This window comes from Bacillus sp. FSL W7-1085 (genome assembly GCF_038595035.1).
GTDB lineage: Bacteria > Bacillota > Bacilli > Bacillales > Bacillaceae > Bacillus > Bacillus altitudinis.
Genome location: NZ_CP152000.1, coordinates 3,565,301 through 3,587,567, shown reverse-complemented (window position 1 = coordinate 3,587,567; position 22,267 = coordinate 3,565,301). Strand labels below are relative to the sequence as shown.

Annotated in this window: 20 protein-coding genes; 18 read left to right on the top strand and 2 right to left on the bottom strand. The window is 42.8% G+C overall.

Annotated elements, in window-relative coordinates:
• Positions 1 to 255 precede the first annotated feature (255 nt).
• The 4 genes from MKY11_RS18635 to cydC are packed head-to-tail and all read left to right on the top strand — an operon-like array spanning position 256 to position 6,136.
• A complete protein-coding gene (locus MKY11_RS18635) occupies positions 256 to 1,671 on the top strand; it encodes a cytochrome ubiquinol oxidase subunit I (protein WP_058213460.1) in 1,416 nt (471 codons plus the stop codon).
• A complete protein-coding gene (cydB, locus tag MKY11_RS18630) occupies positions 1,658 to 2,674 on the top strand; it encodes a cytochrome d ubiquinol oxidase subunit II (protein WP_058337090.1) in 1,017 nt (338 codons plus the stop codon). Before MKY11_RS18635 ends, cydB begins: the two co-directional genes overlap by 14 nt.
• On the top strand, positions 2,674 to 4,410 hold the full coding sequence (gene cydD / locus MKY11_RS18625) for a thiol reductant ABC exporter subunit CydD (protein ID WP_342501679.1): 1,737 nt from the start codon (positions 2,674 to 2,676) through the stop codon (positions 4,408 to 4,410). Before cydB ends, cydD begins: the two co-directional genes overlap by 1 nt.
• Positions 4,400 to 6,136, top strand: coding sequence for a thiol reductant ABC exporter subunit CydC (cydC, locus tag MKY11_RS18620; RefSeq protein ID WP_342501678.1), 1,737 nt, complete (start codon positions 4,400 to 4,402; stop codon positions 6,134 to 6,136). The genes cydD and cydC overlap by 11 nt, the downstream gene beginning before the upstream one ends.
• 56 nt (positions 6,137 to 6,192) lie before the next feature.
• Here the strand turns inward: cydC and MKY11_RS18615 are convergent, their stop codons facing one another.
• Positions 6,193 to 7,224 (bottom strand): pectate lyase, encoded by a 1,032-nt coding sequence (locus tag MKY11_RS18615; protein ID WP_039165108.1) that lies wholly within the window; start codon positions 7,222 to 7,224, stop codon positions 6,193 to 6,195.
• 489 nt (positions 7,225 to 7,713) lie between these two features.
• Here MKY11_RS18615 and sigY point away from each other — a divergent pair, with 489 nt between their 5' ends.
• From sigY to MKY11_RS18550, 13 genes are all read left to right on the top strand, one after another.
• Positions 7,714 to 8,244, top strand: a complete 531-nt coding sequence (gene sigY / locus MKY11_RS18610; RefSeq protein WP_058337087.1) for an RNA polymerase sigma factor SigY — start codon at positions 7,714 to 7,716, stop codon at positions 8,242 to 8,244.
• The gene (locus MKY11_RS18605) at positions 8,244 to 8,555 is read left to right on the top strand and encodes a YxlC family protein (protein ID WP_045033786.1); all 312 of its coding nucleotides are present in this window, start codon (positions 8,244 to 8,246) and stop codon (positions 8,553 to 8,555) included. The genes sigY and MKY11_RS18605 overlap by 1 nt, the downstream gene beginning before the upstream one ends.
• Positions 8,552 to 8,764 carry a hypothetical protein gene (locus MKY11_RS18600; RefSeq protein WP_008345569.1) on the top strand — a complete coding sequence of 71 codons (213 nt, stop codon included), beginning with the start codon at positions 8,552 to 8,554 and terminating at the stop codon, positions 8,762 to 8,764. The genes MKY11_RS18605 and MKY11_RS18600 overlap by 4 nt, the downstream gene beginning before the upstream one ends.
• A 308-nt stretch (positions 8,765 to 9,072) precedes the next feature.
• Entirely contained in the window at positions 9,073 to 10,443 is a 1,371-nt protein-coding gene (gdhA, locus tag MKY11_RS18595; protein WP_342501677.1) for an NADP-specific glutamate dehydrogenase, read from the top strand.
• Between the two features lie 83 nt (positions 10,444 to 10,526).
• Positions 10,527 to 10,640 (top strand): hypothetical protein, encoded by a 114-nt coding sequence (locus MKY11_RS18590; protein WP_226650551.1) that lies wholly within the window; start codon positions 10,527 to 10,529, stop codon positions 10,638 to 10,640.
• 111 nt (positions 10,641 to 10,751) lie between these two features.
• Positions 10,752 to 12,134 carry a copper amine oxidase gene (locus tag MKY11_RS18585; protein WP_342501676.1) on the top strand — a complete coding sequence of 461 codons (1,383 nt, stop codon included), beginning with the start codon at positions 10,752 to 10,754 and terminating at the stop codon, positions 12,132 to 12,134.
• 69 nt (positions 12,135 to 12,203) lie between these two features.
• Positions 12,204 to 12,818 carry a class F sortase gene (locus tag MKY11_RS18580; RefSeq protein ID WP_024719512.1) on the top strand — a complete coding sequence of 205 codons (615 nt, stop codon included), beginning with the start codon at positions 12,204 to 12,206 and terminating at the stop codon, positions 12,816 to 12,818.
• Between the two features lie 242 nt (positions 12,819 to 13,060).
• Complete coding sequence (locus MKY11_RS18575; RefSeq protein ID WP_096882031.1) at positions 13,061 to 15,004, top strand: BglG family transcription antiterminator; 1,944 nt, start codon at positions 13,061 to 13,063, stop codon at positions 15,002 to 15,004.
• Positions 15,005 to 15,125: 121 nt separating this feature from the next.
• Entirely contained in the window at positions 15,126 to 15,431 is a 306-nt protein-coding gene (locus MKY11_RS18570) for a PTS sugar transporter subunit IIB (protein WP_007497889.1), read from the top strand.
• Between the two features lie 14 nt (positions 15,432 to 15,445).
• Positions 15,446 to 16,795: a PTS cellobiose transporter subunit IIC gene (celB, locus tag MKY11_RS18565; RefSeq protein WP_007497888.1), complete on the top strand. Its 1,350-nt coding sequence runs from the start codon at positions 15,446 to 15,448 to the stop codon at positions 16,793 to 16,795.
• Between the two features lie 26 nt (positions 16,796 to 16,821).
• Positions 16,822 to 17,148 carry a PTS lactose/cellobiose transporter subunit IIA gene (locus MKY11_RS18560; RefSeq protein ID WP_008345561.1) on the top strand — a complete coding sequence of 109 codons (327 nt, stop codon included), beginning with the start codon at positions 16,822 to 16,824 and terminating at the stop codon, positions 17,146 to 17,148.
• On the top strand, positions 17,145 to 18,473 hold the full coding sequence (locus MKY11_RS18555) for a 6-phospho-beta-glucosidase (protein WP_007497885.1): 1,329 nt from the start codon (positions 17,145 to 17,147) through the stop codon (positions 18,471 to 18,473). Before MKY11_RS18560 ends, MKY11_RS18555 begins: the two co-directional genes overlap by 4 nt.
• 117 nt (positions 18,474 to 18,590) lie before the next feature.
• Positions 18,591 to 18,989, top strand: a complete 399-nt coding sequence (locus MKY11_RS18550) for a hypothetical protein (RefSeq protein WP_060832752.1) — start codon at positions 18,591 to 18,593, stop codon at positions 18,987 to 18,989.
• A 324-nt stretch (positions 18,990 to 19,313) separates the two neighbouring features.
• On the opposite strand, the gene MKY11_RS18545 is transcribed toward MKY11_RS18550, so the two are convergent.
• Positions 19,314 to 20,405, bottom strand: a complete 1,092-nt coding sequence (locus MKY11_RS18545) for a branched-chain amino acid aminotransferase (protein WP_342501675.1) — start codon at positions 20,403 to 20,405, stop codon at positions 19,314 to 19,316.
• Positions 20,406 to 20,763: 358 nt separating this feature from the next.
• On the opposite strand from MKY11_RS18545, the gene MKY11_RS18540 reads away from it, so the two are divergent.
• Positions 20,764 to 22,191 (top strand): right-handed parallel beta-helix repeat-containing protein, encoded by a 1,428-nt coding sequence (locus MKY11_RS18540; protein ID WP_342501674.1) that lies wholly within the window; start codon positions 20,764 to 20,766, stop codon positions 22,189 to 22,191.
• The last annotated feature ends 76 nt before the right edge of the window (positions 22,192 to 22,267 follow it).

The window sequence follows — 22,267 nt, the reverse complement described above, 5'->3', positions numbered from 1 at the left end:
CAAAGTATTCAAACAACTGACACAATCCTATCCAAATTTTAGGTAAAATTTACTTTATTTTTGAAGCACATGGGTGTAAAGTACAGGTATAAATAACTAACCGAATGAAAATCAAGAGTAAAATTTCACCGAGTGAACTATATCAAATGGACTTTCACTTGTGAATCATTGAACAAATAGTGAACTTTTTGTGAAATGGTGAGCATAAATATCTCGAATCATTCGGCATGCGAAAGTAAGGGAGGATGTAAGGCTGTGAGTGAGCTGTTTTTAGCAAGATTTCAATTTGCCTCAACGACATTATTTCATTTTATTTTTGTTCCTATGTCTATAGGTTTGGTATTTATCGTTGCATTGATGCAAACCCTTTATGTGGTGAAGAAAAAAGACATCTATAAAAAGATGGCAAAATTTTGGGGTCACCTTTTCTTAATTAACTTTGCAGTAGGTGTGGTGACAGGGATTCTGCAAGAATTCCAGTTTGGGATGAACTGGTCAGATTATTCAAGGTTTGTCGGTGATGTCTTTGGTGCACCGCTTGCCATTGAAGCGCTATTGGCCTTTTTCCTTGAATCGACCTTTATTGGTCTTTGGATATTCGGCTGGGACCGTCTACCGAAAAAAATTCATTTGTTATGTATTTGGCTCGTTTCTCTTGGTACGATCTTTTCGGCGTTTTGGATTTTACTTGCCAACTCATTTATGCAGGAGCCAGTTGGATTTGTGATTAAAAATGGCCGTGCAGAAATGAATGACTTTGGGGCGCTCGTGACAAATCCGCAACTTTGGGTAGAGTTCCCGCACGTTCTGTTTGGTGCATTGGCAACCGGTGCTTTCTTTATCGCGGGTGTTAGTGCCTATAAAATGATCAAAAAACAAGAAGTGACCTTTTTCAAAAAATCTTTCCAGATTGCCATGGTGCTTGCTTTCATTTCTGGCTTAGGTGTGGCGTTCTCTGGACATGATCAAGCGAAGCACTTAATGGAATCACAGCCGATGAAGATGGCAGCAAGTGAAGCCCTTTGGAAGGATAGTGGAGATCCAGCGGCTTGGACACTATTTGCCAACATTGATACAGATAAAAAAGAAAACTCTGCGGAGATCAATATTCCGTTTGCTTTAAGTTACTTGGCCTATTCGAAGTTTAGTGGAGATGTGCCAGGCATGCTGACCCTTCAAAAAGAATATGAAGCAAAGTTTGGTCCTGGGGATTACATTCCTCCAGTCAAAACAACCTTCTGGAGCTTTAGAATCATGGTGGGTGCCGGCATGTTGATGATTTTTGCTAGTATGATTGGTTTGTATTTGAGCTTTAGAAAAAAACTAGAATCAAACAAATGGTATTTACGCTTCATGGTATGGATGATTGCGTTCCCGTTTATTGCAAACTCAGCGGGCTGGATCATGACGGAAATTGGGCGTCAGCCGTGGACAGTCTTTGGTATGATGACAACCGCACAATCCATTTCACCAAACGTATCGTACGGCATGTTGCTATTCTCAGTCATTAGCTTTACGACCATTTATCTGATTCTTGCCATCGTGCTTGCCTACTTATTCATTCGAGAAATTAAAAAAGGTGCACATTCTGAAGAGAATACAGATCAAAAGGATGAAACGGACCTGTCTACAGATCCATTTGATGGAGGCGCATATCATGGCATATCTTAACGAGATTTGGTTTATTCTTGTCGCAGTATTGTTTGTTGGATTTTTCTTCTTAGAAGGATTTGATTTTGGTGTCGGGATGTCCATGCAGCTGCTTGGAAAAGATGCACATGAGCGCCGCATTTTAATCAATACGATTGGCCCTTTCTGGGATGCAAATGAGGTCTGGCTGATTACAGCTGGCGGGGCTATTTTCGCCGCTTTTCCTCACTGGTACGCTACGATGTTCAGCGGATACTATATTCCATTTACGATTCTCCTATTAGCGCTCATTGGGCGGGGGGTCGCCTTTGAATTTAGAGGGAAGGTCGAGAAGGCTTCATGGATCAAAACGTGGGACTGGATCATCTTCTTTGGCAGTCTGCTTCCGCCATTTTTACTCGGAGTGCTATTCACAAGTATGTTACGAGGAATGCCAATTGATCAAGATATGAATATGTACGCTGGATTTACAGACTTCGTCAATCTTTATTCAGTGATCGGCGGGGTAGCCGTGACGGTGCTTTGCCTCCTGCATGGATTGATTTTCGTCACACTCCGCACTGAGGGTGATTTAAGAAATCGTGCAAGAAAGCTCGGTCAGCGTGTTTTATTGATTGCACTACCAGTTCTTGTTGTATTTGTTGGTGTGTCTATTCTTGAAACGGACATTTATACCGTGCGTCCGATCATCACAATCCCTTTAACTGTACTCATTGTGGTTTGTTATGTAGCGGCTCTATTCTTTATGAGAAAAGAGCGTGATGGATGGACATTTTTATTCACAGGTGCAGGTATTATGGTGACGGTGACCATGCTTTTCACAGCATTATTCCCGCGTGTCATGATTAGTTCGATCAACCATGCATTCGACCTCACCATTCAAAACGCTGCATCAGGATCTTATTCACTGACGGTCATGACGATTGTTGCCATTTCTTTGCTACCTTTTGTGCTTGGGTATCAAATCTGGAGCTACTATGTCTTCCGTAAACGTGTAAGCGGTAAGGAGCCAATGACTTACTAATGGATAAACGTTTGCTTCAACTAAAAGGAATGAGGGGGCTTCTTGCCCTCTTAGGTATTGTGTCAATCATCCAAGGAGCAAGTATTATTTTTCAAGCACAGTGGCTGGCACATGCCATAACAACGCTGTTTGACGGGAAGAGCCTCATGCAGGCAACGCCTTATGTCTTGCTGTTTCTTGCTGCCTTTCTGGTGCGGCACGGTCTCACCTTGATGCGGGAGAAGGTCATGTTCACCTATTCTTCCCGAATTGGAGCAGACGTGAGAAAGCAGCTGCTGGACCAGCTGTTCCGTTTAGGGCCAGCTTTCACGAAGAAAAAAGGAACAGGAAAGCTTGTGACATTGGCGATGGAGGGCATTGCCCAATATCGTCAGTATTTACAGCTGTTTTTGCCGAAAATGGTGAACATGGCAGTTATTCCGGTGATGGTGCTTGTCTATGTTTGGACATTAGATGAAACATCTGCTGTCATTCTCATTGTCACGCTGCCGATTTTAATTGTTTTTATGATTTTGCTAGGACTTGTCGCTCAGCGTAAAGCGGCCAAACAATGGAGATCGTATGAGAAATTATCCAATCATTTTACTGATTCTCTCCGTGGCCTTGAAACGCTTCGCTACTTAGGGATTAGCAAAAAGCATTCTCGCAATATTGGAGAGGTCTCAAAGCGTTATCGAAAGGCGACGATGAGTACACTGAAAGTCGCCTTTCTTTCATCTTTTGCTCTCGATTTCTTTTCTATGCTGTCCATTGCGACTGTCGCTGTATTTCTCGGCTTGCGCTTAATTGAAGGAGATCTTTTGTTATTGCCCGCTTTGACTGCACTGATGCTTGCGCCAGAATATTTCTTGCCAGTCCGTGAAGTGGGAAATGATTATCATGCGACGTTAAACGGTAAAGAAGCGAATGAGGCGATTCAAGTGATTTTAGAGGAAAAGGGCTTCCGAGAGCAGGAGACACAATCCGTGCAGCTGAACGAGTGGAATGAGCAATCTGAGCTCATACTGCAAGATGTCAGTGTCTTGCATGATGAACATGCTCCTTATTCGATTCGGGATGTCGATCTCATTGTGAAAGGAAAGAAAAAGATTGGGATCATCGGTGCCAGTGGTTCGGGGAAATCGACGTTAACGGATATTCTCGGCGGTTTTGTTGAACCGTCTGCAGGTGAAATGATCCTAAACGGAAAGCCGCTTGCTCATTTACAGCTGGCGGCATGGCAAAAAGAAGTTGTTTATATGCCGCAGCATCCTTATTTATTTCACATGACACTGAGAGAAAACATTCGTTTTTATGAACCGAATGCAACAGATGAAGACGTTGAAAGAGCGGTGCAAGAGGCAGGTTTGTCTCAGCTCGTAGCTGATCTCCCCAATGGACTGGATGAGGTCATTGGCGAACAGGGCAGAGGACTGAGCGGTGGACAAGCGCAGCGGATTGCCCTCGCTCGCACAGTGCTCGGCCAGCGATCCATTATGCTGTTAGATGAACCAACGGCTCATCTGGATATTGAGACAGAGTATGAATTGAAGAAAACAATGCTTCCATTGTTTGAAAATAAACTTGTGTTTTTAGCCACACACAGACTTCATTGGATGACGGATATGGATGAAATCATTGTGATGGATCATGGGACGATTGCAGAGATGGGGACTCATGAATCATTAATGGAAAGAAAAGGTGTGTACTATCAATTGGTACAGGAACAAATGGGGGCGGTCACACATGGTCAGTAAAGGCTGGTTTATACCTTATATCAAGGAGAATCAAAAGCTGTTTGCCTTGGTGCTTTTTTTAGGGGCGATTGCGGTATTTTCTGCTTCTATGCTCATGTATACGTCAGGGTTCCTCATTTCAAAAGCTGCCACAAGACCTGAGAATATTTTGATGGTCTATGTCCCAATCGTGGCAGTACGTACCTTTGGTATTTCACGCTCAGCGGCTCGTTATGCAGAGAGACTGGCGAGTCATCAGCTCATTTTGACGATGATTGAAAAAATGCGGGTACGTCTTTATGACATGGCTGAACGAAGTGCCAAACAGACAAAGCTAGGAACAGGTGAAATGCTTGGGCTGTTGTCAGAAGATGTGGAGAGATTACAGGATGCGTATTTAAAAACAATCTTTCCATCCATCGGTGCGCTGCTTTTATATGCCGCTTCGATTGGAGCACTTGGGCTTTTTTCATGGCCTTTTGCCGGGTTGATGCTGCTTTATATGGCGCTGCTCGTATTTGTATTCCCATACATCACAGTACTTGTGAACCGGGCGCGACAAATTGAAATGAAGAAGGGCAGAAATGAACTGTACAGCCATTTAACAGATGCTGTCATGGGCGTGAGTGACTGGTTGTTTAGCGGCAGACAGAACGATTTTGTTGAGGGCTATGAACGAAAAGAAGCAAAGCTATTAGCACTCGAATCGGCAAAGCACCGGTTTATCCGTCTGCGCCAATTTTTAGCACAGCTAGTCATTGGAGGAGCAGTCGTCCTTGTCGTGTATTGGAGCGGCTCAGTCGTTCAGGCTGGTTCTATGCCGCACACGCTCATCGCAGCCTTTGTGCTTGTGCTGTTTCCATTAACAGAAGCCTTTCTTCCGCTGTCAGATGCAGCAGGCGATATTCCTGTTTATCAGCATGCCGTCAGCAGATTAAATCATTATGAAGAGCAGTCGTATGAAGGATTAGTGGAGAGGAAGGCAGCAGACGAGACACCCGTCTCTGATGGCGTTGAAGCGGTCTGTTTTGATCAAGTCACCTTCGGATATGAAGTAGATCAACATGTACTAAAGCATTTTTCGTTTTCCCTGAAGCAAGGTGAATCGCTCGCTCTCTTAGGAAAAAGCGGTGCAGGCAAATCGACCATTTTAAAATTGTTAGAAGGGGCAGTCGTGCCAAATCAAGGGGTTGTCAGCATTCAGGGGAAACCGGTACAAAGCATTCAAGAGGAGATATCCTCTTATGTGTCTGTGCTCAATCAACAGCCCTATTTATTCGATACGTCTGTTTTAAACAACATTCGCTTAGGTTCTCCAGAAGCGACAGAAGAGCAAGTAAAAGAAGCCGCGCAGCAAGTGCAGCTGCACGATTACATTGAGTCTTTGCCAGAAGGTTATCACACAGGTGTACAAGAGACAGGGGTTCGTTTCTCTGGTGGAGAAAGACAGCGTATGGCTCTAGCACGGATTTTGCTGCAAAACACACCGATTGTTGTATTAGATGAGCCAACCGTCGGGCTTGATCCACGCACAGAGCGTGAATTGCTTGAAACAATCTTCCGTGTGTTAAAAGGAAAAACAGTCATTTGGATCACCCATCATCTCACTGGCTGTGAGGCATGTGACCGTATGATGTTTATTGAAGGTGGACGCATTGAGATGGAAGGGCACCATCATGATTTGCTGAAAGAAAATGTGCGTTATCAAAAGCTGTATGAAATGGATCGTCCATTTTCGAACGTGTAAAAAATGTATGACAAGAACGTTCGGACAGAAGATTTCTGCCCGAACGTTTTTTGAGTTTAAGGGTTTACTTTTCCTACACCCGCATTTGATACAACTTCTGATTTCACATTGTTCACGTTAAGCAAAGAGTAGTTATAAGGAGGGTTGTACGTACCTGTTGAAGACGTTGGCAGGCTACCTGTGCTGTTAATATATGAGTTGTTGATGACATGCCATGTACCGACTTGACGGCTGTCCCAGCTGCCAATGGCATTGTTTGTATTTTCAAATACGTTGTGCTCAATTCTCATTTTTGCGCCCATACGAGAGTTAATCGCAGTTGTATGGATGCCTTTGTAGTAGTTGTTATACACATGACCTTCTCCGTAGCGCATAGACGGTACACGAGAGTTCAAGTTTTCAAAGCGGTTGTTGTGGAATGTGATTTTTCTGTTGTAGTTATCGTTATCGGAGCTGCCCATCAGCATTGTTTTCCAGCTGTCATGGACATAGTTCCATGAGAACGTAATGTAATCGGAGTCATTTTTCACATCGAATAACCCATCATAGTCATCTTTCCCAGAGTTCAAAGTGTTGTAGAGTTCATTATGGTCGACCCATACGTTTTTAGAGCCACCTTCGATTCCGATGGCATCTTTATCACCGATTTTGCTGTGATGGATTTTGAGGTTGCGGATGATGATGTTATTGGCACGCCATACTTTAATACCAATCCCATTAAATTCGCCGTTTTTCCCTTTACCGACGATGGAGACATTGTTTGTATCTTTCACATCAATTTTATTGGCCGAAGTATTAGAAGGAGTAATCGTTCCGTCTACCACGATTTTCAATTTTTCATTTGTTCCTTTGCTTTTGAGGGCAGCTAATAGTTCATTTCCGGTTTTCACCGTCACCGTTTTACCGCCTTCACCGCCTGTTGTACCGCCATTTAATGTGGAGAATCCTTGCTGATTAAAATTGGCCATAATCGAAGGGCTTTCTGGATATTTCGTTGCTGCTTTTGCCTCCCCATTTGGCGCAAATAATGAAGTCACGAGACCAACCGCTAACACACCAGCTAACATTGGAACTTTTTTCTTCAACATGAACATCTCCATTCTATATTTTGTTTTAATGTAAACGTTTCCAAAATAAGCTGCGATTCAACCGCTCCTCCTTCCTTCGCCAGCATCGCCTCTTTCGGAATGTAGGAAGAGCATAGCACGCAAAAAGGTATCATCGGCTAAGAATTGGAACGAAGTATTCCACGATTTTCAAGGAAACTAAGTCAATGATTATTTCAATTTATCTACATGAGACAAGGATCATTGACGATAGGTATTGGGGTAACCTAGTGATTATGAAAAGGACGTTCTTCTTTTCAAGGAAAATCAAGATGATTACGAAAGCGTCATTTTGTTAGAGACAAAGACATGTCATAATCATTACATAAGAAAAAAATGGATATCAAATAGATCCATGCGCTAAACAGTAGGTAGAAAAGGCTCCAATTTAAAAAAAGAAGGTCTATTTTAAACGATGCGATCACCGGTGTCGTCTAATCAATAAGAGATAGAAAGGAAGGAGGGACGTGTTTGGAGCAGACCGAGGAGACTTTATGGATCAAGCGGGCAAAACAGGGGGATGATGCCGCATTTACCGCCCTTTATCGGCATCATTATTCGTTTCTTTACCGTTATTTGATGAAATTGACCCTTCAACAAGAGCTGACAGAGGAGATTATGCAAGAAACGATGCTCAAAGCGTACATAAAACTTTCTTCTTTTAGAGGAGATTCATTATTTTCAACATGGCTCATGTCCATTGCATCTAGACAATTTTTAGATCATCAAAAGAAAAGAAAACGTGAACAAACGAGAGAAGGAAAGGCGAATCAAGAAGCCATCCGCCGGTTCAAATGGGATGTTCAGCAAAAAGGCCATACTTGGCATGACATGTGGGATGCTCTAAATGAGTTAAAGGCTCAGGAGAGAGCACCGATCCTTCTCCATTACTATTATGGCTTTACTTACCCTGAAATCGCTTCGATGCTCGGGGTGAGAGAAGGTACGGTGAAATCGAGGGTTCATCATGGGATCAAGAAAATTCGAAAGGAGTGGGACTGATGAAAGAAGATCGTTTCGCCGATCGTTTAAAAGAGGGGCTGCAGGAGCTCGATGAACAAATCGAAGTAGAAAAGCCGAGTGAACAAGCTTTGATGTTGATGCTAAAGCAGGCAAAGGAAAAAGAGAAAAAACGTTTTAAACAAGAAGTGCTGGCGTACATCATCGTCAGTCTGACCATCATGACACTTTTTGCAGCTGCCATTACTCATTTGCCCATCATCTTCATTCTTCTCCAAGTGGTGAGCGTGCCACTCTGTGTGGTTGTCGGCATCAAGGAATATCAACATATTAAAGGAGGGTCCTCCTTATGAGTCAGACGGAAATGATCATCTTATTGTGCGCATTACCGTTACTGTTTGCACAGGGATTTCTCTTATTTATGGATGCCAAGAAAAGAGGGCGTTATAAATGGTTCTGGGGCATCATTGGGTTAATCAACTTCCCATCTTCTTCTATTTTATATTGGCTGTGTGTTGTCTTACCTGATCGTAAAAGAGGAGAAAAGCTCAGGAAAGATTGAAAGACGTTGTAAAACTTTTGACCTTTTTTTTGAATGATCATCATCTAGAAAAAATGAAAGTTTCATGAATGTGTCAAAGAAAGCGGGATGTTGAACGTCCAGTTCGTCATTTCTAGCACGATAGTCATTCTTTAAGCGGGTCATTTTCATGACGGAAGGTGATTCTGCTTGATCTATCTCATTTCGGCATCGTTTTCATCTGTTATCAATATTGATCAGTTTTTACAAATGGTGTTAAATTAATCTCAATATGCGTTAGAAAATCTAACAACCAAAGAGTGAGATATTGACAAGGAGGCAGATGAGACATGTTGACCTTAGATCGAGCAGCACAAACAGCACAAAGCTACATCCACCGTGTGCTAGAGGATGTAGAAAAACGGAATCCAGGCGAGGCGGAATTCCAGCAAGCCGTGAAAGAAATTCTGGAATCCCTCGTCCCGGTTTTTGCAAAACACCCAGAGTATGAAAAACAGGGGATCTTAGAACGCTTAATTGAGCCTGAGCGGCTTGTGATGTTTCGTGTACCGTGGGTAGACGATGAAGGCAAAGTACAGGTGAACAGAGGATTCAGGGTCCAATTTAATAGTGCCATCGGTCCTTATAAGGGGGGCATTCGTTTCCACCCATCGGTCAATGCCAGCATCATCAAGTTTTTAGGATTTGAACAAATCTTTAAAAATGCACTGACAGGTTTGCCGATCGGCGGAGGAAAAGGTGGATCAGATTTTGACCCTAAAGGGAAATCTGTTGGAGAAATCATGCGTTTTGTTCAAAGCTTTATGAGTGAACTCAGTCGTTATATTGGACCTGATCAAGATGTACCGGCAGGAGATATCGGGGTAGGCGCACGCGAAATCGGCTATATGTTCGGCCAGTACAAAAAAATGCGTGGTGCGTATGAAGCAGGTGTCCTGACAGGAAAGAGCCCTGGCTTCGGAGGCAGTTTAGCAAGAAAAGAAGCGACCGGCTATGGACTTGTGTACTTTATGGAAGAAATGTTAAAAGCCCACGGAATGCAATTTGAAGGACGATCTGTTGTTGTGTCTGGGTCAGGAAATGTATCGATTTATGCGATGGAAAAAGTATTGGAATTAGGCGGAAAGGTTGTGGCTTGTAGTGATTCAAGCGGAGCCATTTACGACCCTCAAGGCATTTCACTTGAGACAGTGAAGCAACTGAAGGAAGTCGATAACCAGCGAATTAGTGCCTACATAGACATTCACCCGCATGCTGAATTGATTGAAGATTGCGAACAAATTTGGTCTCTCCCTTGTGACATTGCGCTGCCATGTGCGACACAAAATGAAATTTCAGAGTCGCAAGCACAGCAGCTAGTGGCAAACGGTGTCATCGCTGTAGGAGAAGGGGCCAATATGCCGTCCACACTTGAGGCCGTCAAAGTATTTGAACAACATGATATTTTGTTTGCACCAGCAAAAGCAGCAAATGCAGGGGGAGTGGGTGTTTCGGCGTTAGAAATGGCGCAAAACAGTGCGAGAATGTCTTGGACTTTTGAAGAAGTAGATGGTCAGTTGAAACAAATGATGCAGTCGATTTATCGTCAGTGTACTGAGACAGCTGAAGAATACGGATACGCTGGAAACTTAATGGTAGGCGCAAATATTGCAGGATTTCGCAAAGTGGCAGATGCCATGATCGCACAAGGCGTCATTTAACTCCTGCTCTCCCGCACCTGTTTATTTCATGACAAGATCGGGAATCGTCTTGTAAGAATGACAATAAGGAGGCGCGGGAGAAAATGAAAAAGTGGCTGAAACAAATTGTCAAATGGGCACCAGTGATTTATCCAGTGGTGAGGAAAATATACAAAGAACGAAAAGTATCCAAAAGTCGTAACGTATCAGCCGGGTAATCCGGCTTTTTTTTATGAAATGAATGAAACAAAAAAATATGCTGTGTGAATGATCCATTTCACTTCTCTCTCCGTTAAGTACATAACAAACGGAAAGAGGAGGCAAAACAGATGAAAATGAAAAAAGCATTTTTAACGATCCCGCTTAGTGCAGCATTATTATTACCAACTGCTCAAATGGCAAGTGCACACGAAGGACATATGCATGGGGATGCAAAAAAGTCGTCATCATCACAAGAGGTGTCAAATAAAGCAACGGATCTTCGCGCAGCGCTTGATCAGCTCTTCTCAGAGCATGCTTATTTAGCAGTGATCACGATGCAAAAGGGAATTGACGGCAGTAAAGATTTTGATCAAGCAGCCGCAGCGTTAAATGAAAACACGAATGATCTATCAGATGCGATCGCCTCTGTGTATGGAAAAAAAGCAGGGAAACAATTCAAAGAGATTTGGTCAAGCCATATCGGCTACTTCGTTGATTATGTACAAGCGACAGCGAAAAAAGATGAAGCAGGTAAAAAGAAAGCGATCAAAGCGCTTGATCAATACCGCATGAAACAAGCTGATATGCTTGATAAAGCAACAGGTGGAAGATTGAAAGCAAGTGAACTTGAAGAAGGGTTAAAGATGCACGTCAATGAACTGCTAAAAGCTTTTGACAGTTACACAGAAAAGGATTTTGATACAACCTATGAAACGGTCAGAAAATCCATTCATCATATGTTTGAAGTAGGTAAAGGTGTATCATGGGCGATTACAGATCAATTTCCTGGGAAATTTGATCAAAAATCAGTCGATACTCCAGCGGCAGATCTTCGTGAGGATTTAAACTACTTGTTCTCAGAGCATTTGGCACTCGCGGTAGTGGCAATGCAAAAAGGGAATGATGGCAGCAAGGACTTTGACCAAGCGGCAGCAGCCTTAAATGAAAATACAAATGATTTATCAGATGCGATCGCTTCTGTTTATGGAAAAGATGCAGGAAAACAATTTAAAACGATCTGGTCAAGTCATATCGGATATTTAGTTGATTATGTTAAAGCGGATGCATCAGGAGACGAGCAAGCAAAAGAAAAGGCTGTCAAAGATTTAGATGCTTACCGTATGAAACAAGCAAAATTTTTAGATCAAGCGACAGATGGCCGATTGAAGGCGGCTGACTTAGAAGCTGGGTTGAAAACCCATATTGATGAGCTCATCAAAACGTACACGTCTTATCATCATGGTGAATATGATCAGCTGTACCCGACTGTCAGAGAAGCATACGGCCATATGTTCATGGTTGGTCAAGATGTCGCATCAGCTATTGTCGATCAGCATCCTGACATGTTCAAATCCAACATGCCAAATGAGATGCCGAAAACAGGTATGGGAGGCACAGCCGGTCCATTAGGTATGTCATATGAAGCATTTGCTGGGATGATGGCAAGTCTCATCTTAGCCGGAGGTGCAGTGGGGGCGTTCTTCCTCATTCGCCGTAAACCATCAAATTAAGCAGGCATCAAGACAAGAGGGAACGTGCACAATCGTGCCGTTCCTTTCTTCAAAAGGAGGTCGACTTGCGTGAAAAGATGGCTGTTTGGTATTCTGACGCTTTTCATCATCACGGGCTGCGCATCCCAATCAATAGATGAAAAGTCATCCTCTGAAACTGCATCATCTTCTGAGCCAATGACAGCAAAACAAGCCAAGAATCCATCTCATTCACACGACACGTTAAAAGATGAGCCATCGGGTATTGTGCCAGCTGACATCTCCATTCCAGCGATTGATGTCCAAGCAAAAGTGGAGAAAACGACTTTATCAAAGGATGGCAGTATGGGTGTTCCACAAAATACAGATCACACAGCTTGGTTTGAAGATGGTCCGAAGCCTGGTGATAAAGGGAATGCTGTCATAAATGGTCATGTTGATAATAAATGGGGTCCAGCTGTTTTTTATCGACTAAAGGAGCTAAAAAAGGGAGACAAAGTCATTGTGACATCCTCGTCAGGGGAAAAGCGAACCTTTGAGGTTCTCAAGGTGAAAAGCTATCCGCGCGAAGAGAAACCAAATGCTTTTTTCGGATACGCCTTTACACGGAATCTCAATTTCATCACATGTACGGGAACTTTTGATCATGCAGCCGGTACACATGAAAAAAGATTGGTTGTCTTTACACAACTGATTTCCTCATAAGAAAAAGGCGGATACACGGAGGTGTAACGCCTTTTTTTCATGATTTCCACAACAGCATCTCAGAAGAAGATTCATAGGTCATTAGATATGGTTGGTTGTATAAATAGGGGCGTTTGTCATATAAATGAGTTGGCAATTTTTATTTCTTTTCAGTAGAATATGAATAATGAAGAGAACTGTAAGCGTGTACAACCTGTCCAAACAAGGCAGATTCTCCACCCTAAATGAAGGAGGCCGACCTAATGCTGAGTAAAAGACTGGCGCACATTTTAAGTCAGCTGATGGCAGCTGAGACTCCTCTCACGAGCGCTGCGCTTTCTGTCAGTTTACAAGTGACAAGCCGCACCATCCGAACAGACATCAAGGAACTGAATGAGCGTCTAGCCCCTTATCAAGCAGCTGTATCAGCTGTTAGAGGCGCTGGCTATGAGCTGTTGATCAACGATGAGAATGCCTTTCGCCGTTTTATGAAGGAAGAAGTCGAACAGGAAGAACCGCTTGCTATTCTTCCAGAAGAACGAGTTCGATTTATTTTGAAAAAGCTGCTTCTAGCGGAATCATATGTGAAGCTGGAAGACTTACAGGAGCAGCTGTTTATTAGTAAATCGACGATGAGTAATGACATGAAATGGGTCAAACGTAAGCTCGAACCCTTTGATCTGAAGTTGGAAGCAAAGCCGAATAAAGGCTGCCGGATCAAAGGATCTGAGATGAAAATCCGTTATTGCATGTCAGAATATTTATTCAATGAACGGCGTTCCTATCAAACAATGCTGAACACGGCGGTTACGATTTTGCCAAAACATGAGCTGGAATTGATTCAGAGAACCATGATTGATTATATCAACGAGGAAAAAATGAATCTATCAGACATTTGCATGAATAATTTAATTGTTCATATTGCTATTGCCTGTAAACGGATTAGACACGGAAACTATGTATCTGTGCTGCCTGAAGAAATCAACGAAATCCCAAGGGCAAAAGAATACAAGGTAGCCCAAAAAATGGTTGAGCGTCTTGAAGGGCTGCTAGATGTCTCATTTCCACAAGAGGAAATCGTTTATATCGCCATTCATTTGCTAGGAACAGCCAAAATGGTACAGTCTTTTTCAACGGGCGGTCAAAAACAAATTGTGGATGATGACACGAGTCGTCTTGTTCAGCTGATGCTGAAAGCCATTGATCAAAAATTGCAGCTGGATTTAGCGGGAGATGCGGAATTGCTGATTGGCCTCAGTTTGCACTTGAAGCCAGCGATCAATCGGTGTAAGTATGGAATGAATTTAAGAAATCCAATGCTTGATGAGATCAAAGCGGGCTATCCAATTGCCTTTGAAGCAGGGATTGTGGCGAGCAGGGTCATTGAAGAAGAGACAGGTTTGTCCATTCATGAAAATGAGATCGGCTATATGGCACTTCATTTTGGTGCGGCCTTAGAGCGCAGGAAAATGGAGATACCACCGAAGCGATGCCTGATTGTCTGTGCGTCTGGTGCAGGGAGTGCAAGGCTACTTCAAGATCGTTTGCGGTCACAATTTGGGTCGAAGCTGACCATTTTAGGTACAGCAGAGCTTTATTCCCTTCCGCATGTCTCTTTACATGCATTGGATTTAATTATTTCGACCATTCCCATTCATATGGATTTACCGATTCCGGTCATTCAAGTGAACACGATTTTAGGAGGCAGTGATTTTTTAAAAATAGAAGATGCTTTGACAAGTGAAACAAGAGTGACATTAGCTACGCAATATATGAAAAAGGAATTGGTCTTTACAAAACGCGCCTTTCAAACAAAGGAAGAGGTCATACACTTTCTCACGCAAAAGGTCATTGACATGGGCTTAGCACCAGCAGAACTTACACAATCTGTGATGGAAAGAGAAGAGTCTGCACCGACTTCATTTGGGCATTATACAGCGATTCCACATCCGATGACCCCGCTAACAGAAGAGACGTTTTGGGCGATCTGTACATTAGAAAAACCGATTATTTGGGGAGAGAAAAAAGTTCAATTTGTGTGCTTGCTTTGTGTCGAAAAAGAGAATGCCAAAGACTTAAAAGGCATGTACCGTCTGCTTGGAGAGCTTGTCCATCATGTGAAATTTATTCAGCACCTCATCACCTGTGACACCTTTGAAGACATGCTGGATGTCATGGATAAAAAAGCGCCTTCGTACAAGAACTAATGGTGTGATATTAACTTTTTCCGCTTCCTAAAGGAAAAAGTATGGGTGTTTATGAAAGCGGTTTCATAATATGATGAATGTGTAAAGAAAAGCTTCATACTTCAAAAAGGGGGCGTTTACAATGAACATTTTATTAGTTTGTGCAGCAGGTATGTCAACAAGCTTACTTGTCACAAAAATGGAGAAAAGTGCACAAGAACAAGGAAAAGACTATCGTATTTGGGCAGTATCTGGAGATGCTGCAAAAAATCATATTGATCAAGCCGATGTGCTTTTATTAGGACCTCAAGTTCGTTATTTATTACCGCAAATGAAAAAACTCGGAGAAGACAAAGGAATTCCAGTAGACGTGATTAATACCGTGCATTATGGCGTATGTAATGGTGCTGAGGTTTTAAAATCTGCTGAACAGTTAGTGAACGGATAAAGGGGGCGGAAGGGATGAATGGATTCAACCGATTTCTAGAAGAGAAGGTTATGCCGTTTGCAGGGAAGATTGCCGCTCAAAGACATTTACAAGCATTGCGTGACGGAATTGTTTTAACCATGCCTCTCATTATCGTCGGTTCACTGTTTCTTATTTTAGCCAACCTTCCGATTCCAGGATATAGCGATTTTATGGCAAGTGTCTTCGGAGCCGAATGGGCCACGAAACTATCCTATCCTGTGAATGCCACCTTTGACATTATGGCACTTGTTGCGACCTTTGGGATCGCGTACAGGTTAGCTGAAAAGTATGCAGTCGATGCACTGTCATCTGGTGCAATTGCTGTCGCAGCTTTCCTCCTAGCCACACCTTATCAAGTACCGTTCACACCTGAAGGATCAACAGAAGCTATCCTAGTGAATGGCGGTATTCCCGTCACACTGATGGGCAGTAAAGGGCTATTCGTTGCCATGATTATTGCCATGCTTTCCACCGAAATTTATCGCTTTATTGTACAGCGGAATATCGTCATCAAAATGCCTGATGGTGTACCGCCAGCAGTTAGTAAATCGTTTATCGCACTTATTCCAGGTTTTGTGGTCATCACGCTGATCTGGGTCGCTAGGCTTCTGATTGAGATGACACCTTTTGAGAGTATTCATAATATCATCACGGTCTTAATCGGCACACCACTATCCATTCTTGGTGGAAGCTTAGGCGGAAGTATCGTTGCCATTGGTGTGCAAATGCTCCTCTGGGCATGTGGTATTCACGGAGCCACCATTGTCGGTGGAGTCATGGGTCCGATTTGGCTCGGTGCGATGGATGAAAACCGTCTTGCCTTCCAAGCAGGAGAAGTGCTGCCGAATATTTTCACAGCGCAGTTCTTTGAAATCTTTATCAATGTCGGCGGAAGCGGCGCGACGCTTGCTTTGGTACTGACCATGATCTTGCGTGCGAGAAGTAAACAAATGAAACAGCTTGGCCGTCTTGCGATTGGGCCAGCCATCTTTAACATCAACGAACCGATCATTTTTGGAATGCCGATTGTGATGAACCCAATGCTTCTCATTCCGTTTATCCTTACCCCAATTATGATGATCATCACCACATATATCGGAATGAGTACAGGACTTGTAGCAAAACCGGCAGGGATCGCTGTCCCGTGGACAATGCCGCCAATCATTTCAGGCTATCTCGCAACAGGTGGGAAAATCTCTGGCGCGGTCATGCAGCTGATTAACCTTGCCTTGTCATTTGCGCTATACTATCCATTCTTTAGAATGTGGGATAAGCAGAAATTGAAAGAAGAAAATGAGCTTGAAGCAAAAGCATCAACAGATGAAAATGTCGTCAGCATGTAATAGAGGGAACAAGGGGGATGCGGCCGATGGAAATGGAACAAATTGTGTTTCAACTCATCTTGCACGGTGGTAATGGCAGAAGCTCGGCCATGGAGGCCATTACATGTGCAAAGCAAGGCAATTTTGATGAGGCGAAGCAAAAATTGCAGGAAGCACAAGACGCGTTAAATGAGGCGCATCACGCACAGACAGAGCTGATCCAAGGAGAAATCAGAGGAGAGAAAACCGACGTCAGTCTCTTGATGATTCATGCACAGGATCATCTGATGAACGCAATGACCGTCAAGGAGCTTGCAGCTGAAATCATTGAGCTCCATGAAAAAATGAAGCAATTCGGAGGTGTCAATTCATGAAAGACGGAATTAAAATTGTCACAATAGGCGGTGGATCAAGCTATACGCCTGAGCTCGTCGAAGGGTTTATTAAACGATATCAAGAATTGCCTGTAAAGGAATTATGGCTTGTGGATATTGAAGCGGGTCAGGAAAAGTTGAACATCGTAGGTGCCCTTGCAAAACGTATGGTTGAAAAAGCGGGTTTGCCGATTGAAGTGCACCTCACCCTTGACCGCCGGGCAGCTCTGAAAGATGCGGACTTTGTCACGACACAATTTCGTGTAGGACTGCTCGAAGCCAGAGCCAAGGATGAAAGAATCCCGCTTAAATATGGCGTCATTGGACAGGAAACGAATGGTCCAGGCGGGTTATTTAAAGGTCTACGCACCATTCCAGTCATTCTAGACATCGTGAAGGATATGGAAGAGCTTTGCCCAGATGCTTGGCTGGTGAACTTTACAAATCCAGCGGGCATGGTCACAGAGGCGGTGTTACGCTACACGAATCTGAAAAAAGTGGTCGGTCTATGCAATGTGCCGATTGGAATCAAAATGGGCATTGCAAAAGCGCTGGATGTCGATGTCGAACGCATTGAAGTACAATTTGCAGGTCTCAATCACATGGTCTATGGCTTAGATGTGTATTTAGACGGGGTCAGCATTATGGATCAAGTGCTCGATGAATTAGGAAATCCAAATAGCCAGTGGTCCATGAGGAATATTGAAGCGAAAAACTGGGAGCCTTCTTTCGTCAAAGGCTTAGGGGTCATTCCATGTCCGTATCATCGTTATTACTATAAAACGAAAGATATGCTGGAGGAAGAACAAAAAGCGGCTCAAGAAAAAGGAACAAGAGCAGAGGTTGTGCAGCAAGTCGAGCATGAACTATTTGAGTTATATAAAGACCCAGATTTATCGATTAAACCGCCGCAGCTCGAAAAAAGAGGCGGGGCTTATTACAGCGATGCAGCATGTAATTTGATCAGCTCCATCTATAATGATAAACATGACATTCAACCGGTAAATACAGTGAACAGAGGAGCAATTGCCAGCATTCCGGCCGAATCAGCGGTTGAAGTGAACTGTATTATTACAAAGGACGGACCGAAACCAATCGCGACAGGTGATCTGCCTGTGGCTGTGAGAGGACTCGTTCAACAAATCAAGTCCTTCGAGCGTGTGGCAGCTGAAGCAGCTGTGACAGGAGATTACGAGACGGCTCTTGTCGCCATGACCATCAATCCACTCGTTCCATCTGACGAAATTGCAAAGCAAATCTTAGATGAAATGCTTGAAGCGCACCGCGAATATTTACCGCAGTTCTTCAAATCAGTAAATGCTTAAAATAAAATGGCCCCTTTATGGGGTCGTTTTTTATGATTTTTTCATATGGAAACCGGAGAAAGCAGTGTATGATAGAAAAAACAACATGTACTGCTTCAAAGAAAGGACGGTTAGAATATGGTGGCAATTGGGTTAATGCTTTACGGCTTTATCGTTCAACCTCTACTTAGTTACGGCACAGTGGTTTTGTTTTTGTATGGAATCATTGCTTCATTTATTGGTCTGATTCGGCGTAGACAGGATGTGTGGATGTATGTTCTCCGCCTGCTCGTATGTTTTACTATTCCAGTAACCAATCTGTTAATGTATTTCGCAACCATCGGTGGAGATGAAAGAGACTTTGATTTCCAGCCGATGCCGCCAGTTTATCATCTTGTTTTTATCCTAGAAATCATCATCGTCTTTTTACCAGAGATCTTTTTACTGATCGAGAGAAAGCGAAGTATCAAAGGGAAACAGTGGATATATGCAGGGGCCATTGTGGGGATATCGGTCTTGTTTTGGTGCACGATTTGATTGAAGGCTGACTGACATCTAAGTCTTTTTCTCCTTTTTGTTGCGTAACCTCTTTCGCCTCACTTTTACAAAAGTAATGGAAAGAACAAGGATAGAAATTCCGAGAAACTTAAATAGAAAACGGGTGAAGAACGGTGAATCATCGAAACCTGTAGCGATGATGATCGATCCGATGCAAATCACAAAGAACGCTAGTAAATAAGTAAAAAACATAATATCACTCCTTAAGCGTGGAATAGATCCATATTTTCCATTATGAGGTAGTGAAGGAGATAAAGAAACAAAAAAAGAACCCTTCATCAAATGAAAGGTTCTTTCGCTTGCTTATGCCTGTTTGACAACCGAATCGACTTCTACTGTCCAGCCGAAGATGTCTGGCTGAGTTCCTTTTTGGATTCCAGTAATCGCTTCGTACAATTTCTTCGATACTTCGCCTGTTTGACCATTTTGAATGACGTATGGCTGATCGTGATAAATTAATTCACCGACAGGAGAAATGACGGCTGCCGTTCCTGTCCCGAAGATTTCTTCAAGTTCACCTGACTGATGTGCTTCGATTAACTCATCAATTGAAATTTTACGTTCTGTCACAGGGACTTCCCAATGCTTTAACAGCTCAAGCACAGAATTCCGTGTGATCCCTTCTAAAATGCTGCCGTTCAGTTCAGGCGTCACGATTTCTCCGTTGATTTTAAAGAAGATATTCATACTACCGACTTCTTCAATATACTTTTTCTCGATGCCATCAAGCCACAGGACTTGTGAAAATCCTTTCGTTTCAGCAACTTGCTGTGCTTTCAGGCTTGATGCATAGTTTCCAGCTGTTTTGGCATTTCCTGTTCCGCCTTTAACAGCGCGGACAAATTCGTTTTCCACCGCAATTTTGACCGGATGGATGCCTTCTTTATAATAAGAACCTACTGGAGATAAAATGATGATCAGCTTATAGGTGCTTGACGGTGCAACACCTAAATAGGGCTCAGTAGAAATAATGAATGGACGAATATACAAAGAAGTGCCCTCTGCATCAGGTACCCAATCCTTATCAATGCGAATGAGTTCATTTAAGCCTTCTAAAACCGTTTCTGTATCAATTTGCGGGATACATAGGCGGTCGTTTGATCTGTTTAAGCGTTCCATATTTTTTTCGGGACGGAATAAAAGAATCTTTTGATCCTCAGACACATACGCCTTCAAGCCTTCAAAAACAGATTGGCCATAATGATAAACCATAGAAGCTGGATCCATTGGAATCGCCTGATAAGGGATAATTCTCGGATCATACCAGCCTTTATCAATTGAATAATCCATCACAAACATGTGGTCTGTGAAGATTTTTCCGAATTCAAGTTGATCAGATTGAGGTTTTGGTTTTTTTGTTGAACTAAGTTCAACGCGGATGGGTTGTTTTGGCATCGTAAATCTCCTTGCTGTTTGATTATTTGAAAATTCTAATAATATGAAATAATTATGATTCTATTCTATACCTTCACAAAATATTAGCAATAGGTTTTCTGGAATTCAGACAAGAAAAATCTGTTAAAGCGCTTTCCTCCTCTCTGTCGTGGTTTTACTGAAGTTTCCCCTTAGAAATAAAATCCAATTTCATTATTAACTGATTAATCTGACAATTTAAAAGCGATTTGTTTTCCTGTAAGATATTCTTTCAACCATACACCTTTTGACTAGTACATTGCAAGGGGCATTGCCATATTTTAATCCTCTTTTTTTAACCGATAAAGGTAGAAGAGAGTGGAAGGGAGCAAACAACGAGATGAAACGAATGATATCAGGCGCCTTATTGATTTTATTGATGACCGCCATTAGTTTTGGCTGTCAAGCGATGACGGAGGAGGCTGGTGCGAAGCAAGGTACTGCCTATTACGTCGCAGCAAATGGGAACGACAAACATCCAGGGACAAAGCAAAAGCCTTTCCGTACGCTGAAAAAAGCGGCAAGTATCGCGAAAGCTGGGACAACAGTTTATATGAGAGGCGGTACATACAAAGAGAGATTGATTGTCCGCCATTCTGGAACAAAGAAAGCACCAGTTGTTTTTCAAGCGTATGGAAAAGAGAAGCCTGTCATAAGCGGAGCATCTCTTAAAGGAAATCAAGCAGACGGTGGTCTTGTGAAGATTGATCAAAAAAGCTATATCACCCTGAAAGGTTTGACAGTCGGTCATATTAAAACGAATAAAGAAGATGTGACACCCATCGGTATATTCATCACAGGAAGCGGCAAAGGCGTCAAACTGCTTAACAACCGTGTGTACGACATTCAGACGACACATCAAAATGGGAATGCTCATGGCATTGCGGTCTATGGAACGAAAGCACCTGCAGCCATTGAAGACATCGAAATCAAAGGAAACACTGTGGAAAAGTTAAAGCTAGGTTTTAGTGAAGCCCTTGTGCTAAACGGAAACGTGAAAAAATTCCGCGTGACTCATAATACAGTCCGGCATACGGACAATATCGGGATTGATTTAATTGGTTTTGAGAATGTCGCACCTTCTAAAAAGTATGATCAAGTGCGAAATGGTGTCGTATCTAGAAACAAAGTTTATGAGATTACGAGTGTTGGGAATCCAGCGTACGGCAAGGACATCTCCGCAGGAGGAATCTATGTGGATGGCGGGAAAGACATCGTGATTGATCATAACATCAGCCATCATAATGACCTTGGGATTGAGGTCACAAGTGAACATAAAGGGAAGATGGCCGAACGCATTCGCATTGAGCACAATCAAGTATACTTAAATCGTTATACAGGCATCTCCATCGGCGGCTATGACAAGAAGCGGGGCGGAACCACAAACACGACCATCTCCCATAACATTTTGTACAAAAATGACACAGCCGGCTTAGAAGGCGGTCAATTGCTCATGCAATATCAATCGGTGAACAATCGAATCACGAATAATATCATGACAGCCAGTGCTTCGCATTACTTAGTCGTGAATCTCTACGAAGTGAACAAGAAAAATACATTCCAAAAGAATGTCTACGATGACCGCAAAGGTGCAAAAGCCTCACAGTGGGTATGGCGCGGGAAATGGCTGGAAGGCTACAAAACGTATCGCTCGAAAAGCGGTCAAGATAAAGGATCAGCACACCTCAATCCCCAATTTGTGAATGAGAAAAAATATGATTTCCGTCTTAAGGCATCATCACCTGCTAAGAAAATCATCGGCAGTTAAACAAGGCATTCGGTGCAAATGATCATTTTAGAAATTTTCAAAAAAATCATTGACATTGATGAGACATCACATTAAA

Bases quoted from the DNA above. Each gene is read 5' to 3' on its own strand.
- MKY11_RS18560 (WP_008345561.1), top strand. From the start codon at position 16,822: ATGGAAATGGAACAAATTGTGTTTCAACTCATCTTGCACGGTGGTAAT.
- cydB (WP_058337090.1), top strand. From the start codon at position 1,658: ATGGCATATCTTAACGAGATTTGGTTTATTCTTGTCGCAGTATTGTTT.
- MKY11_RS18545 (WP_342501675.1), bottom strand. From the start codon at position 20,405: ATGCCAAAACAACCCATCCGCGTTGAACTTAGTTCAACAAAAAAACCA.
- MKY11_RS18605 (WP_045033786.1), top strand. From the start codon at position 8,244: ATGAAAGAAGATCGTTTCGCCGATCGTTTAAAAGAGGGGCTGCAGGAG.
- cydC (WP_342501678.1), top strand. From the start codon at position 4,400: ATGGTCAGTAAAGGCTGGTTTATACCTTATATCAAGGAGAATCAAAAG.
- MKY11_RS18600 (WP_008345569.1), top strand. From the start codon at position 8,552: ATGAGTCAGACGGAAATGATCATCTTATTGTGCGCATTACCGTTACTG.
- MKY11_RS18575 (WP_096882031.1), top strand. From the start codon at position 13,061: ATGCTGAGTAAAAGACTGGCGCACATTTTAAGTCAGCTGATGGCAGCT.
- celB (WP_007497888.1), top strand. From the start codon at position 15,446: ATGAATGGATTCAACCGATTTCTAGAAGAGAAGGTTATGCCGTTTGCA.
- cydD (WP_342501679.1), top strand. From the start codon at position 2,674: ATGGATAAACGTTTGCTTCAACTAAAAGGAATGAGGGGGCTTCTTGCC.
- MKY11_RS18585 (WP_342501676.1), top strand. From the start codon at position 10,752: ATGAAAATGAAAAAAGCATTTTTAACGATCCCGCTTAGTGCAGCATTA.
- MKY11_RS18540 (WP_342501674.1), top strand. From the start codon at position 20,764: ATGAAACGAATGATATCAGGCGCCTTATTGATTTTATTGATGACCGCC.
- MKY11_RS18555 (WP_007497885.1), top strand. From the start codon at position 17,145: ATGAAAGACGGAATTAAAATTGTCACAATAGGCGGTGGATCAAGCTAT.
- MKY11_RS18550 (WP_060832752.1), top strand. From the start codon at position 18,591: ATGGTGGCAATTGGGTTAATGCTTTACGGCTTTATCGTTCAACCTCTA.
- gdhA (WP_342501677.1), top strand. From the start codon at position 9,073: ATGTTGACCTTAGATCGAGCAGCACAAACAGCACAAAGCTACATCCAC.
- MKY11_RS18615 (WP_039165108.1), bottom strand. From the start codon at position 7,224: ATGTTGAAGAAAAAAGTTCCAATGTTAGCTGGTGTGTTAGCGGTTGGT.
- MKY11_RS18590 (WP_226650551.1), top strand. From the start codon at position 10,527: ATGAAAAAGTGGCTGAAACAAATTGTCAAATGGGCACCAGTGATTTAT.
- MKY11_RS18570 (WP_007497889.1), top strand. From the start codon at position 15,126: ATGAACATTTTATTAGTTTGTGCAGCAGGTATGTCAACAAGCTTACTT.